At 47.7% G+C, this 14,594-nt stretch carries 11 protein-coding genes; all 11 read right to left on the bottom strand.

The annotated features are described in order from the left end of the window. Position 1 precedes the first annotated feature (1 nt). The 11 genes from AC5ELV_RS11035 to AC5ELV_RS10985 all read right to left on the bottom strand — a co-directional run bounded on the left by AC5ELV_RS11035 (position 2) and on the right by AC5ELV_RS10985 (position 14,311). The gene (locus tag AC5ELV_RS11035; RefSeq protein ID WP_493430212.1) at positions 2–2,134 is read right to left on the bottom strand and encodes a molybdopterin-containing oxidoreductase family protein; all 2,133 of its coding nucleotides are present in this window, start codon (positions 2,132–2,134) and stop codon (positions 2–4) included. 371 nt (positions 2,135–2,505) lie between these two features. Next, the gene (locus AC5ELV_RS11030; protein ID WP_493430211.1) at positions 2,506–3,339 is read right to left on the bottom strand and encodes a formate/nitrite transporter family protein; all 834 of its coding nucleotides are present in this window, start codon (positions 3,337–3,339) and stop codon (positions 2,506–2,508) included. 386 nt (positions 3,340–3,725) lie between these two features. Then, positions 3,726–5,087, bottom strand: a complete 1,362-nt coding sequence (locus tag AC5ELV_RS11025) for an FAD-dependent oxidoreductase (protein ID WP_493430210.1) — start codon at positions 5,085–5,087, stop codon at positions 3,726–3,728. Between the two features lie 390 nt (positions 5,088–5,477). After that, positions 5,478–5,954: a glutathione peroxidase gene (locus AC5ELV_RS11020; RefSeq protein WP_071558123.1), complete on the bottom strand. Its 477-nt coding sequence runs from the start codon at positions 5,952–5,954 to the stop codon at positions 5,478–5,480. Between the two features lie 87 nt (positions 5,955–6,041). After that, complete coding sequence (locus tag AC5ELV_RS11015) at positions 6,042–6,845, bottom strand: hypothetical protein (protein WP_493430209.1); 804 nt, start codon at positions 6,843–6,845, stop codon at positions 6,042–6,044. A 12-nt stretch (positions 6,846–6,857) separates the two neighbouring features. Then, a complete protein-coding gene (locus AC5ELV_RS11010) occupies positions 6,858–7,751 on the bottom strand; it encodes an ABC transporter ATP-binding protein (RefSeq protein WP_493430208.1) in 894 nt (297 codons plus the stop codon). Between the two features lie 231 nt (positions 7,752–7,982). Next, positions 7,983–9,002, bottom strand: coding sequence for an LLM class flavin-dependent oxidoreductase (locus AC5ELV_RS11005; RefSeq protein ID WP_493430207.1), 1,020 nt, complete (start codon positions 9,000–9,002; stop codon positions 7,983–7,985). A gap of 104 nt (positions 9,003–9,106) precedes the next feature. Next, the gene (locus AC5ELV_RS11000; protein WP_493430206.1) at positions 9,107–10,270 is read right to left on the bottom strand and encodes an AI-2E family transporter; all 1,164 of its coding nucleotides are present in this window, start codon (positions 10,268–10,270) and stop codon (positions 9,107–9,109) included. 150 nt (positions 10,271–10,420) lie between these two features. Beyond that, positions 10,421–11,434, bottom strand: a complete 1,014-nt coding sequence (locus AC5ELV_RS10995; protein WP_493430205.1) for an LCP family protein — start codon at positions 11,432–11,434, stop codon at positions 10,421–10,423. 91 nt (positions 11,435–11,525) lie between these two features. Beyond that, the gene (locus AC5ELV_RS10990) at positions 11,526–12,428 is read right to left on the bottom strand and encodes a cation diffusion facilitator family transporter (RefSeq protein ID WP_493430204.1); all 903 of its coding nucleotides are present in this window, start codon (positions 12,426–12,428) and stop codon (positions 11,526–11,528) included. A 158-nt stretch (positions 12,429–12,586) separates the two neighbouring features. Continuing rightward, positions 12,587–14,311: a DEAD/DEAH box helicase gene (locus AC5ELV_RS10985; protein ID WP_493430203.1), complete on the bottom strand. Its 1,725-nt coding sequence runs from the start codon at positions 14,309–14,311 to the stop codon at positions 12,587–12,589. Between the last annotated feature and the right edge of the window lie 283 nt (positions 14,312–14,594).

Below are 14,594 nucleotides of genomic sequence, written 5' to 3'. Positions count from 1 at the left end.
CTCATTGGCGCTTCACATTCACCACCGTTGAGAAGAAAGTAGCCCCCTGTCCCATATCTGACAGGCGATCAGAGGTTAACACATTGGCACGCTGTCTGCGTCCTTTGCCCTCCCACCATAATCCCTGGCTAATCACTGTACCGGGCAGCATCAGATCGGTGACTTTGGCTTTCAGCTCATACGTACCTCGATCATTCCATACAGTAACCGGTTCCCCATCCGCGATGCCTCTTGTCTGAGCATCCTCCGGGTGAATTTGTAGCAAGGGCTCCCGCTCCAGTCGCTGATGCTTGGGCAAGTTAGCGAAAGTAGAATTCAGAAAATTATGGTTTGGCGGTGAAATAAACATTAACGGAAACCGCTCGTCCGCTTGCGGTCGATGCTCTCCGTCGTACCCTTCAATCAGCGGCACATATGAAGGCATCGCAGGCAGACCTGCTTGTTTCATTTTTTCCGAATATAGCTCAATCTTGCCTGAAGGCGTGGTTAAACGATCCAAATAAGTGGCCTTTGGCGACATATCGAGCTTTACAAAAGGTGATTCTTTCAAGGCTTCCAAGGTTACACCGTTGAGATAAGGGTTCGTTGGATTATCAAGCGCGCCTGCGATCATGTCCTCTTCACTTTCTGTAAAGGCAGCTTCGTCAAAGCCCATAGCCCGTCCGAGCAGGCTGAACAGCTCATAATTGCTTTTGCTTTCCCCGAGTGGAGCAATGACCGGTTTCTGCATCTGGACATAGTGATGCCAGTAGGATTTATATAGGTCTGTACCTTCAAAGGAAGACGCTGCAGGCAGCACAATATCGGCATAACGGGCCGTATCGGTAAGAAACAGGTCATGAACGACTGTGAACAAATCCTCTCGTTCAAATCCTTTAGTCACCCGTTCCGAATCGGGAGCTACAACTACCGGGTTACTGCAGTATACGAATAACGCCTTAATCGGCTGTTCCTTCTGTAGCAGCGCTTCTCCGATCCGGTTCATGTTGATCATCCGGGCATCCGGGTTCTGTCGCAGATCAGGACGCGCCAGATTGGCGCCGTTAAACTTGCCATAAGCGCCATTAGAGCGTGACGCTCCCCCGCCGTGCTTCAGCCATTGTCCAGTGAGCGCAGGCAAGCATGTAACCGCACGTACGTTCATACCGCCATTATCATGATGCTGAAGCCCATTACCGATATTGATATACGCTGCTCGCGCAGTTCCGTACATTTCCGCCAAACGGATAATATCCGCTTCCGGCACGCCGGTAATCCGCGAAACTCGCTCTGGTGTATATGTCTTAACATGCTCGCGCAGTTCCTCATGACCTACCGTGTAGCGATGTAAAAATTCGTCGTCCGTCAGTCCCTGAGCGAACAGCACATTCATAACACCCAGCGCAAGCGCCGCATCGGTCCCCGGATATAACGGAATAAACCAATCCGCCCATTGCGCCGTCCGGTTGCGATGAACGTCAATAACGACCACCTTAGCACCTTTTTTACGTGCTTTCTCAGCCAAAACGACCTGATGCATGTTGGTGCTAATGACATTTCCACCCCACACAATGATGAGGTCTGCATCCTCCGTGTCCTCCGGGCTGGTGCCGCCCTTAAAACCCATAACAGACGCCCAGCCTTCATTCCCTGCCACGCTGCATATCGTCTGATCCAGTTGGCTTGAACCCAGCGCATTAAAAAATCGGCGATCCATTCCATCCACACTCAATACGCCCATATTGCCATAAAAGCTGTAGGGGAGAATAGATTCCGGTCCGTCCGTACGTATAAGCTCCTTGAACCGACCTGTAATGGTATCGACCGCTTCCTCCCAGCTAATTCGTTCAAACTTTCCTTCTCCTTTGGGGCCTATACGCTTCAACGGATAGAGCACCCGATCAGGATCATATACCCGCTCCGTCATATTGCGAACTTTGTTGCAAATAGCCCCTTTGGTAATAGGATGATCCGGGTTCCCAGTCACCTTGACTATCTTTCCATTTTCCTTGTGAAGCAGGAGCCCACACGTATCCGGGCAATCTAACGGGCATACAGCCGAAAAAATACCGTCCTGCTGCTCCGTCATCCGCTGTCCCCTTTGTAAGTCTTGTTGAAGCGTGGCCTCAGGAGGCGCGCTATTGCGATGATCCATAGTGTTGATGCTCCTTTCCGTTACCGTTTCCAAAAATTACACTGATCTTATCATATCCACAGCTTTGGCCTATGGCAAGAGAAGGATTTTCCCACACAGCCGCTCTCCAAAATATTAAAAAATCCGTCTGCTGCATAGAGCAAAACGGATTTTCTAAGAATCATAATTTTTTTCAACATCCTGTTTCATCATATCTTACCGAGGGTAAAAGAGATCAAGGCATTATGGGACGAGAGCACACTCATCCTCCATGCCAAATCATGGACCACTCCCAAAAAAATCCGCCATGACAGGTTTCGTTCCCCCGGGCCTGTCATGGCGGATTTGCTTTGTTCATTGCTGTTTAAAGTACCGTAATTAAGCAGGATCACTCAACGGATTTGATGTGCAACCGAAGAAGTAGTTGGAGATTCACTCACTGGATGTGCGTTGGCTTGAGGTTTTTTCAAATAGGCCAACCAGTAGGCTCCAGCCACAAACAGGCTACCTCCTACCAAATTCCCCAACCAGACCGGAATGAAGTTCATAACATAATCTGCCCATGAAAAGTGGCCTGCAAAAATAGCCGCCGGAATGAGAAACATATTGGCAACAACGTGCTGAAATCCAATAGCGACAAAGGCCATGGTCGGGAACCAAATCCCCATAATTTTGCCGCCAATTGAGTCTGTGCTATAAGCCAGCCATACAGCCAGTGCTACGAGCCAGTTACATCCTATACCCGATATAAAAGACTGCAAAAAGCTTTCATGTAGCTTATGTCCTGCCATATCCACCACTTTGTCCAAGTAAGGGCCCGTTTCTGTCAAACCCAGCACATGCCCAAAGAAAAATGCAACGAATAACGCACCTGCAAAATTACTGAGCGTAATAATCGCCAAATTACGAAGCATGGCTCCTGTCTTAATCCGTCCTGCCCATCTCGCCAAAGGGACCGCCATCATATTGCCGGTCAGCAATTCTCCGCCGGCGATCAAAACTAATACCAGACCTACGGGGAACACCGCAGCTCCAATAAAGGTGGCAATGCTTCCCCATTCTTTAGGCGCACTTGCAATAACACGTATATCCAGCAAAAACCCGAGTGCAATAAATGCACCTGCCAAAAATCCCAGTACCACCGCCACAGTCCACGGGTTGTTCGCCTTGGCCACTCCTGTTTCCACCGTCTTTTCAGCAATTTGCCCCGGTTTATAGCTCGCCATATGTCCCCGCTCCTTTAATATCTTTTCACTAAAATATTCTTCTTTCATATTTTATTTAAAATCAGTGATTATGTTTGTGAAAAAAATCACTTTCTTAGCTATAAAAAAACAGCCCTTGGAAAAAGGACTGTCTTTCTGTATTATTACAGCTACTGCGCTACTACGCGCTTTACATTTAATTGTATTCTTCCTTTTCAACTGCTCTCAAGAACCAAATAACTCCACCGAGGCCTGCCAGCGCCACGACTACAAGAAAAAGGATATAAAACAAACCCATAAGCTACTTCCCCCCTGATCCTTATGCTACTCTATATTGTACTATAAGGATTCATCCGTACGCCTCAGATTGTTGACAAACTTATGAACAATGTCACAGACAAATCTAATTATACAGTAACTGGGTTCCGCTCGGATATGGTAGGCAATGCTTGTAAACCTGCCGCGTTCAGGAAATTCCAAGGCTTGTTATAATGCGGCTGGAAGAAGAAATCGACAAAGGCCAACTGGTCAATGGTCATATGATTTTGAATCGCTACGGATAGCGTGTTAATGGATTGAGTCAAATCCACCTTCGACATAATTTGAGCACCCAAAATTCTTCGTGTCTCCTGCTCATATACCACTTTCAGTAATACCTTTTCGGAGGTTGGCATAAATTCAGGCCGGTAGCTGTCTTCAATGGTTACAGCTTCTACAGTCATGCCTTCGTCCGTTGCCGCCGTTTCCGTCATGCCTGTTCCTGCGATATTGTCTTCGTAAATTTTGATACCCGATGTTCCTTGGGTTCCCATGTAGGCAATGGTTGGTTGTACCAGATTACGTGCTACCAGTGTACCCATACGAACTGCATTGGTTGCCAAAGGGATATAAGCCGTTTTGCCTGTCGGATTATAGCGGATTGCACAACTGTCGCCTGCGGCAAACACGTCCGGGCAGCTACTTTGCATATAATTATCCACAATGATCGCACCGTTAGGCAACATATCTACCTGACCTTTGAGCAGATCCGTTTGAGGTCGGAAACCGATGCAGAGAATAACAAGCTCTGTTTCATATTCTCCTTTAGAGGTCACGACTTTACTCACCTTACCGTTCGTACCCTCAAAACGACTCACCGTCTCGCCAAGTACCAGCTTAATTCCATGTTCCTTCAGGGAACCTTCAATCCGGTCTGTATACTCACGGTCCAAATACTTATTCAATATACGATCAGCACTGTCGATCAGGGTTACGTTTTTACCGTTCATTTGGAAAGCTTCTACCAGTTCAACACCAATGTATCCAGCTCCGACGACTGTAATGTTCTGTACGTGTTGGGCTTTCTCAATGATTTCATTGGAATGATTATAGTTTTTACAGAGCAAAATATGATCAAGTTCAATGCCTTCCAACTTCGGAATAATGGGCCACGATCCTGTGGTCACAATCAATTTATCAAATGTGTCTGTAAATTCTTCACCTGTTTGGAGATTACGTGCATGCAGCGTCTTGCCTGCCGTATCTACACTCGTTACCTCATGAAGCATCTTGGTCACTACACCCAGGTCAGACAGTTGATCTGGAGACGAATAAAACAGGCCGTGTGGATCTTTGACGACACCACCTACATACAGCGCAATACCACAAGATAAAAAGGAAATATTATCATTACGCTCGTAAACGGTAATTTCTGCATCTGGATAACATTTAGCTGTGTTGACGATAGCTGCCGTGCCTGCGTGTGTACATCCGATAACTGCTACTTTCATGTTAAATTCCTCCTTGGTGTGTGGGCATAAAATGTATAATAATTGTGAATAGTTTCACGTAAATAGCGCGTTTGCGTTTGTGATTTATTTCACTTCATACGCTTATTATAGTGTGATATTTTTCACATTACAATAGCTTTTTGTGATATTCACAATTTGTCCACATTTAAAAAAGAAAGGATATACGAGATCAACGGTTTACTGAAATATTTTTTGCTTCATTCAGTTTTCCCTGTAAGCCCCCTGATTATGCCCTTGGAATCGACTTTCACGTGATGCGACCACCCTTAGACAAATGCACATGTAGAGAACAAAAAAAGGTCCGCTTCCCGGAGACATCCCGGAAATCAGACCTTTTTAAACATATACTCTGGAGTTAAGGCAAAGCTACTATAGCAATTGCTCAATGGCTGCTTTCATCGCTTCTGGTGACTCCTTCGGTTCAAAACGACCTACAGGTACACCTTCACGATTCACAATGAATTTCGTGAAATTCCACTGAATTGTCCCATCTTCCTGTTCTCCAGGCTGCTGCTTTTTCAAATATTCAAACAGAGGCGCTGTATCCGGTCCGTTGACGTCCACTTTGGCGAATACCGGGAAACTAACCCCGTAATTCAGTTGGCAAAATTCAGCCGCTTCCTCGCTGCTGCCAGGCTCCTGACCGCCAAATTGGTTGCAAGGAAAGCCTAATACAACTAATCCCCGATCCTTATATTCGTCATAAAGCTTTTGCAAATCCCCATATTGCGGGGTAAGTCCGCATTTACTGGCGGTATTCGCAATAACCAGCACCTTACCGGTGTAAGTATTCAGAGAAACCTCCTGATTCGCTGGTGTTACGGCATTATGTGAATAGACAGACATACAGCATCCTCCTTCGTGTCGCTTGGTTTAGGTTACATAACCTATTTTAACCAAAACGTGACGGACATGCCAACATCCACAGAGACTTTACCGTGATGCCACCACTTCGAGTCTGCGTTCTTCGCGTTCGGAAGCGGACATTTTGGGGCAAGTATAACAATACCGCTGGCCTCCACCTGTCTTGTAATATTGGCAACAGGAAGGTTTCATGTAGGTATTTTCACCAGGGCGGTAAGGATTGTCCAATTCAACGAGACGAACCGTAAACGGGTTTCTTTTACGCCCGAATATCTCTCCCTCAAGTTCACGAGTCACATACATATAATCTTGTTCAAAGCGCTCCACATCCTGAGGATCAGTCAACGTCGGCTGTACTCTATTCTTAAAATACAGTAATGCCAACGGAAACTGTCCCCACATTTGCCCGATAGATGCGCTCCCCACTGTAGCAATTGCTTCCAATATGGGCCGCATCTGCAAACTGTAAAAGTCACGTAACACTTGCTGAGCCTGTTTGGAAGAACGGTGATCCCCATTGTTCCACGTATTGTCCAGTTCTGTTAAGTCGACGACCTGGAGGCTAATAGAGGGATATTGACCTTCAAAATAAATATGAAATCTGAGATTAGAAACAGACAGATCCAAACGGCGTTCACACAGTGACACCATAAAATGCTGCGCAAACACGAGGCCACGCAACTGATTCACAAAATAAACGGCTGCGGTTAAATCGTCTTCAGCACGTAGAAGATCGCCGTAATACTCCATCACAGAGCGGATCTTCTCTGGTTCAAGCCATTCGGCCACTGGCCCGGAATATACTGCATCCTCCGGCGTGACCCTCACTATGTTCGCTAGTTGCTCAAGCTGATCGTAATCCAGTGGTTTCATGGTATGTCCTCTTTAACCCCTTGCCGCTACTTGTGGTCTAGCATCACGGCGCTCAGCAACAGAACCCACGGGCTGCTTCTCATCCACATTCAGTTCTTGTACTGCTTGGCTTACCGCAGGCTGTCCAGCCAAAGCGTACGGCAGACAGAGCGGTACACCTGTACGAGGATCTGTCACAATATCCGCCTCAATCCCGAACACCTCGCGCAGCACATCAGGAGACATGACCTCAGTTGGAGCTCCTACTGCCTCAGCTTTCCCTTTTTTGATCGCAATCATATGCTGAGCATATCTGGCGGCATGGTTCAAATCATGTACGACCATAACAATGGTGCGCTCCGCCGAAGTATTTAGATACTCTAGCAAATGCAGCACTTCCAGTTGATGCGCCATATCTAAAAATGTCGTCGGCTCATCCAGAAACAAAATATCCGTATCCTGCGCAAGCGCCATAGCAATCCAGGCACGCTGACGCTGACCGCCAGAAAGCTGATCAATCGGACGATCGTGGAATTCGCTCATTCCCGTTACTTGAATGGCCCACTCTACCATTTTGCGATCTTCCGCTTTCATGGAACCAAAACCTTTTTGATAGGGAAAACGTCCGTAAGATACCAGTTCCGTCACGGTTAATCCTTCCGGTGCAGTCGGATTTTGCGGCAAAATAGCCAGCTGCTTAGCTACTTCCCGGGTGGATTGCTTATGAATGGATTTACCGTCAAGCAGAACACTGCCGCCCTTAGGATTCATGATGCGAGCCATCGTCTTCAGAATGGTGGACTTGCCAGAACCATTTGCGCCCACCAAGGCTGTGATTTTCCCTTGCGGTATTTCTACGTTCAGATCTTCTACAATCAATCGATCTTCATAAGCAATATCCAGATTTGCCGTTTTCAGACGAAACATTTGGAATCATCCCTTTCCCTTATCCAATATATATAGTCACGGGCTTAACGCACGACTTTCATCAAAACTTCATTCTATCTTTATATAATAAAGATATTGATAATCATTATCAAGTGTTAACTGGTATATTTCCTATATCATACAGTGCCTATCACCCAATATTCCCTCAAAAAATTCAAAAAAAGATCACAGCTCTTCAAAGCTGTGATCTTTTAAATCCGGCAAATCGCATTATGACTGTACAGAAGACAGTCCAAATGCTTCAGCCATGAGACGTATAGATTTCATTTTGGCATCAAAGTCGTGAATAATGCTCGCAACCATGATCTCCTGTGCATTATAGTCCTTACTTAATTGCTCAATCTGACGCTTCACCTGTTCGGGCGAACCGACCACCATACGTTTGCGATTCTCACGAATACGCATCCGGTCAAACGGCGTATACGGATACGCCAGTGCCTTTTCGACGGAAGGTGTTCCAGCAGAGCGCATTCCCTGCTCTAATAGTACAAGAGACAAATCCATACTGGAAGCCAACCGATTCGCCTCCTCTTCGGTATCCGCACAGATTGCAAATACAGCAACAAGCGAACGCGGTTGGTCACTATGCTGGGAAGGCTGGAAGCTTTCCTGGTATTCCTTCATAGCACCTGTGCCGCCTTCACCATTAATGAACTGCGCAAACGCAAAGCCCACGCCACGCTCGGCTGCCAGACCTGCGCTATCACCGCTGGAGCCGAGCAACCACATTTCCGGTACAGTTTCTATAAGCGGCATCGCCTGTAGCGAACCGAAACGGTGATTATTGCCTGTGCTGTCATGTAAATAAGCTAACAGGTCATCCAACTGCTCAGGGTATAGATCTACACTACCTCGCATTTTGCCTTCTTGCAGGGCTCTGGTAGCAATGGGCATTCCTCCAGGCGCCCGTCCCAGACCTAAATCAATGCGTCCCGGATACAATCCCTCCAGCACACGAAAGTTTTCCGCTACTTTATAAGCGCTGTAATGAGGCAGCATCACCCCACCCGACCCCACTCGAATGGCCCGGGTACGGGCGGCCAGATGTGAAATCAGTACCTCCGGGCTGGACCCAGCGAGATTTGCGGCAGAATGATGCTCTGATACCCAAAAACGATGATAACCCAAGCGTTCCGCCTCTATAGCAAGCTCAGCGGTCTTTTGTAATGCCTGCGCATGCGTCATGCCTTCCGATACCGGAGATTGGTCAAGAATGCTGAGTTTTATCATAAAAGTCTGACCTTTCTATTTAGGAATAAGGATAGGCATTAATTATAGCACGCGTAGCCACAGTTACCCAAGAGGGGCCCACATTAATTTTATAGTGAAAAATTTTATTTTTCGTAAAGACTTGCGTTCTCCTTATCCGCCTCATAGAGATGCGAACGCTTTTTAAAGAAGCTATACAGATGTGTAACGATTACTTTCAAGACAGCATACCCCGGAACCGCCAGTACAATTCCCACCACACCAAACAAATTGCCTGCGGTTAGAATAACGAAGATAATCGTGATTGGATGTACTCGAAGAGATTTGCCCATAATTTGTGGAGAAATAAATTTACCCTCAATGAGCTGTACTACCGTCCATACGATAACCATTTTGAGCAACATAATCGGTGAGGTGACCAAGGCTACAATTAACGCAGGTGTAATGGCAATGACGGGACCTAAGTAGGGAACAACGCTCGTAAAGGATGCAATGACTGCAAGCGTCAGAGAGTAGTCTAACCCAATGATTAGATAACCAATATACAATAGCGCTCCAATACAGAAGCTGACAATAATCTGTCCACGAATATATGAACTGACCTGATGATTCATCTCGGTCATAATGCGATCTGTTTCTTTACGAAACATAGGCGGGAGCATTTTCAGGATAAACTGTGGCAGCTTATGTCCATCCTTTAGCAAGTAGAACAGAATAAATGGAACCGTGGCAATCGCAAGTACCGTTTCTGTAATCACGCCCAAAAAGCTGCCCACACCCGTCCATGCATTATTAATAAAGCTAGATAACTTTTCAGAAGCTTTGGAGGCCAGCTCGGATGGATTAATTTGAATGGTGTTCTGGAACTGGTTTACAAAATCGCTGCCGATCAGTTTCTCGAATTGTCGTTGTACTTGCTCGCTATAGGCAGGGAAATTCTGGATAAGCCCCTGTATTTGATCGCGGATTACAGGTACCACAGATGTAACCACAATCGCAATAACCCCTATAATGAGCAAAAACAGTACGATAATGGAGTATATTCGTTTCACCTTGTTACGCTCCAGTGCATCAACCAACGGATTGAACAGATAGTACAACACGCCGGATAAAATGACAGGGAGAATGATCGTTTTCAGCAGCACCATGACAGGTGTGAATATGTACGAAATTTTGGTAAGCACCAAGATATTCAAGCCGATCAGCAGCAGTACCAGCAGGAATAACACAAACTTGTTGTTCAGAAAAAACTTCTTGAATCGGTCTTTCCATGCCGGAGTTATTTCCACACCACATTCCCCTTCTCTTTAAACAATTGAGTATACGTTCTTCATAGTTACGATATATTTTTGGAATAAAATATACAAGGTTATACCCAAATAAACACAAAAGCAAACAAAGTTGTACGTCATCGTACGAACTTCGCTTGCTTTCGAGGGTTATGGAGTATCATTTGTCGTGGTTGCAGCATCCACCGTCGTGGTCACAGGTTTGTTCTCCTGTTCAAAAAGATTCTGTATGAAGCGCTTGAGCTTTCTTTCGTCCACACCCAACACCTGCGCACCCTTAATGGTTTCCCCGCGCACCAATTCATTCGGCGGGATTTGCTGCTTCGCTACTGTTGTTGCATCAATATTAAAGCCTAATGAAGCCAATTGCAGCATTTCCGTAGTACTCAGATTTGTTTCAATATAAGGAGAAATGCTATTTAAAATACTTGGCAGTTTAATTAGAGATGAGGTTGACTGAATTTTACCACCAAGCTCGGTAATGAATTTGCGCTGCCGCTCCGTACGCGTAAAATCGGAAGTCGCATCATGACGGAAGCGTACATATTGCAAGGCTGTTTTACCATCCATGTGCTGCATACCCTTTTTCAAATCAATATCAAACTGGTGTTTATCTGCCTTGGAGGTATAATGCATATCTTTTTCGACATCCAGGTCAATACCACCCACAGAATCAACCAGCGCAATAAAGCCATTAAAGTCAGTATATACATAATATTGAATCGGTATGCCCAGCAGGTCGCTCACGGTTTGTCTGGTCAAATCCGGTCCACCGTAGGAAAAAGCAGCATTCAATCGACTTTGCCCATGACCTGGGATATTGACGTACGTATCCCGAAGAATCGACATCAGTGTAGCCTTTTTCGTAATCGGATCAATAGAAGCAACCATAACGGAGTCAGAGCGCCCTGAATCCTCTCCACGGGAGTCGCCGCCCAGCAGCAAAATATTCACTCTTTCTGTCCCATCCCATTCTGGCGGGAGCGATACCTCTACAGGTTGTACATTGGTTTGAGTTTGTGCCTGCGGTTTGAATTTCGAATCCTGTCCGGAAGCAACTGAAATTTGATTCGTAAAATGATATATAGAATACGTATAATATCCGCCCACTAAAAGAACCGCCGCAGTCACAGAAATGCCTAACCATTTTAAAAATTTTCGCATATTTTCGGGTAACCTCGCTTTTATTCATCATCGTTCGGCTTTTAAAAGCATACCCTTCCTGCAAGTTATCTGTCAATTCGCGCCGTCTGTTCTAGTGGTCGTCCGCATACCAAGGATTCAAATGGACAAGCACCTCATAAACCCGCGGTTCCCGCTTCATGACAGCCCCCTTAATCAGTCGAATAATATCGTGCCCCTGCTGGATCGTCAAAGAGGCATCCACTGAAGCGCGGATATCCACGATAATATAATGGCCGTGCTCACGGGCACGGATACGGTCAATACGTTGAACCTCGGCTACACTCAGTGCGGCTGCGGCGTAGCTCTCAATTTCCTCCGTTGCAATCGCCTTTTCCATAAGCACATCTATGGATTCACGGCCCATTTCCCACGCCAATTTCAGAACTAGCAATGCCACTATGAATCCGGCAATAGGGTCGCCGTAAGATAAGATTGAAATGCTCCAGTGCTCCCCAATCAGCCCCAAGCCGATACCCAGTACAGCAGCCCCAGAGGCGTACACATCAGCGAGATGATCTTTTGCCGTTGCAATAAGGCCCTGACTATTGGCCGCTCTCCCGATACGAATCGTGTAGATATACAGCCACTGTTTCCAGAGCAAGGAAATAATGGCGGCCACCAATGCCAGTATATGCTCCTGTGGCATCGGTTCGAACAGTGCTGCAATCGAATGATAGCCGATAAATATGCCCGCTCCGAACAATATGACCGCCACCACGCTTGCACCGATCACTTCTGCCTTGCCGTGACCATAAGGATGGTCCTCATCCGGCGGCTGGCTGGATATGCGCATCGCCCCCAGTGCCGTTGCAGAGGCAATCACGTCCCCGGCATTATGCACACCATCGGCCACCAGCACCTTGCTGTTGAACATAAGTCCTGTAATAATCTTAATGCCGGTTAATAGGATGTTGCTAATCAGGCTGATCCATGCTGAGACCATGGCGCGCTTGCCCATATCCTGTTCCTGCATGATGTATAACCCCTCCAAATTTATCTTTTGAAATTATCTTATGGCGCTGCTCTCTCAGCGGTATGGATGAAGATTACAATAGCCCCGGAAGATGAGCCTCCCCGGGGCTATTGTGATAACCATAGTGAAGCATTCTTATGAGAATACTTCTGTTTTATCTATCTGGACCGTCCGCGACGGCCTCCTTGTCCTTGACTACCACGCGGGCCGCCTTTGGCTTGTCCACCGCGGCCACCTTGGCCTCCGCGTGCAGAACCACTGCTGCTGCGGTCATATCCACCGCGCTCGCTGCTTTGCCCTGCCGAGCGACCTTGGCCTCCGCGTGCGGAACCGCCGCTACTGCGGTCATATCCACCGCGCTCGCTGCTTTGCCCTGCCGAGCGGCCTTGGCCTCCGCGTGCGGAACCACTGCTGCTGTGGTCATACCCACCGCGCTCGCTGCTTTGCCCTGCCGAGCGACCTTGGCCTCCGCGTGCGGAACCGCCGCTACTGCGGTCATATCCGCCGCGCTCACTGCTTTGTCCTGCCGAGCGGCCTTGGCCTCCGCGTGCAGAACCACCACTGCTGCGGTCATATCCGCTGCGCTCGCTACTGCCGCGGCTAGAGCGACGTTCACCGCCTGCACTGTCACGCCGGCCCGCCTGTTCGCGGCCGCTGCCCCGGCGTCCACCGCCGGAGTCGTTGCCGCCGTAGGAACGGCGGTCGTTTCTGCCCGAGCGGCGTTCTCGACCCTGCCGCTCAGCCGTATCGGAAGCAGGTCTACGCTGTCCGCCGCCCTCACTGCTGGTGAATGTGACACCAGCAACTTTCTGGATGTTCCGAAGCTCTGGAATATCCCTTGGCGTAGCGAGCGTCACCGCCACACCTTTGCCTCCGGCACGGCCGGTACGCCCGATGCGGTGGATGTAGCTTTCGGCATCCTGCGGCATGTCATAGTTAAAAACATGCGTGACACCTTCTACATCCAGGCCGCGCGCAGCTACATCAGTCGCTACGAGCAATTGGAGTTTCGCTTCACGGAACGCCTTCATCACTTGCTCCCGTTTGTTCTGGGACAAATCTCCGTGAAGCTCACCGCTCTCAAAGCCCATCTCTTGCAGCTCTTCGTTCAGTTTGGCAGCCCGGCGCTTCGTACGGCAGAAAATAACAGCCAAGTACGGACGATCCGTATTCAGCATATCCACCAATGCCTGTTGCTTACCACGGTCTGTCGTTTGCACAACGACCTGACGGATTTGGCTCACCGGAACGGAAGAAGCGGATTTCACTTTGACATCTACAGGTTCGTTCATATATACACGAGCCAGCTTGCGAATACCGGCTGGCATCGTAGCGGAGAACAGCATCGTCTGTCTCCGGTAAGGAACTTCCTGAAGAATCGTCTCCACATCGTTCAAAAAGCCCATGTGTAACATTTGGTCGGCTTCGTCCAGGACCAGCATTTTAATGCCACCCAGATCCAGCGTGCCACGTCTCAGGTGATCCAGCAGTCGCCCAGGTGTACCAATAATCAGTTGTGCACCGCCTTTTAGTTTACGAAGCTGACGCTCCACGTCCTGTCCTCCGTAAACAGCTAGCAGAGATAAACTCGGCTCCGTAGCAGCCAAGCATTTTGCTTCCTCCGTAATCTGGAGCGCCAGTTCACGCGTAGGTGCAATCACGAGCGCCTGTGGGTGTCGCTTGTCCAAATTCAACTTCTGTAGAATCGGCAGTAAAAACGCAAGCGTCTTTCCGGTTCCCGTATGTGCCTCGGCGATAACATCCTGACCTTCCATTAACAGTGGAATCGACTCCTGCTGTACAGGAGTTGGGGATGAAATCCCCTGTTCTTTCAAGGCTTCTACCCAATGCTGCTCTACGCCTAATGCTGCAAAATTCTTCAAGTGGTATTCACTTCCCTTATCTGTATTCAATATGTGTCACGTAAAATAGGTTCATGTGCCATATGACATCTATCGTTCCATAGTTCAGAATTCCCATTTTTGTATCGGTTCTCATTCTCCCCTTTTCAGGAAGGGAGCATATCCGTTATCGTTGAATCTGTTCATGTAACTCAACATACGGCCGCAAGGCGGCTCAGGCCGTTCCATATATGACTTTCCTAGTATACGCGAAGTTGAACTGGTTTCCAAACGATTTTAATGAACAGGACCACAGTCCATATAA

The organism is Paenibacillus sp. NMA1017 (assembly GCF_058895805.1).
Note: the sequence above shows the minus strand (reverse complement) of the source record. Positions and strands in the feature narration are given on the sequence as shown.

What these genes read in the sequence shown, in the direction of transcription:
- AC5ELV_RS11035 (WP_493430212.1), bottom strand. Translation starts at nt 2,134, where the DNA reads ATGGATCATCGCAATAGCGCGCCTCCTGAGGCCACGCTTCAACAAGAC.
- AC5ELV_RS11030 (WP_493430211.1), bottom strand. Translation starts at nt 3,339, where the DNA reads ATGGCGAGCTATAAACCGGGGCAAATTGCTGAAAAGACGGTGGAAACA.
- AC5ELV_RS11025 (WP_493430210.1), bottom strand. Translation starts at nt 5,087, where the DNA reads ATGAAAGTAGCAGTTATCGGATGTACACACGCAGGCACGGCAGCTATC.
- AC5ELV_RS11020 (WP_071558123.1), bottom strand. Translation starts at nt 5,954, where the DNA reads ATGTCTGTCTATTCACATAATGCCGTAACACCAGCGAATCAGGAGGTT.
- AC5ELV_RS11015 (WP_493430209.1), bottom strand. Translation starts at nt 6,845, where the DNA reads ATGAAACCACTGGATTACGATCAGCTTGAGCAACTAGCGAACATAGTG.
- AC5ELV_RS11010 (WP_493430208.1), bottom strand. Translation starts at nt 7,751, where the DNA reads ATGTTTCGTCTGAAAACGGCAAATCTGGATATTGCTTATGAAGATCGA.
- AC5ELV_RS11005 (WP_493430207.1), bottom strand. Translation starts at nt 9,002, where the DNA reads ATGATAAAACTCAGCATTCTTGACCAATCTCCGGTATCGGAAGGCATG.
- AC5ELV_RS10995 (WP_493430205.1), bottom strand. Translation starts at nt 11,434, where the DNA reads ATGCGAAAATTTTTAAAATGGTTAGGCATTTCTGTGACTGCGGCGGTT.
- AC5ELV_RS10990 (WP_493430204.1), bottom strand. Translation starts at nt 12,428, where the DNA reads ATGCAGGAACAGGATATGGGCAAGCGCGCCATGGTCTCAGCATGGATC.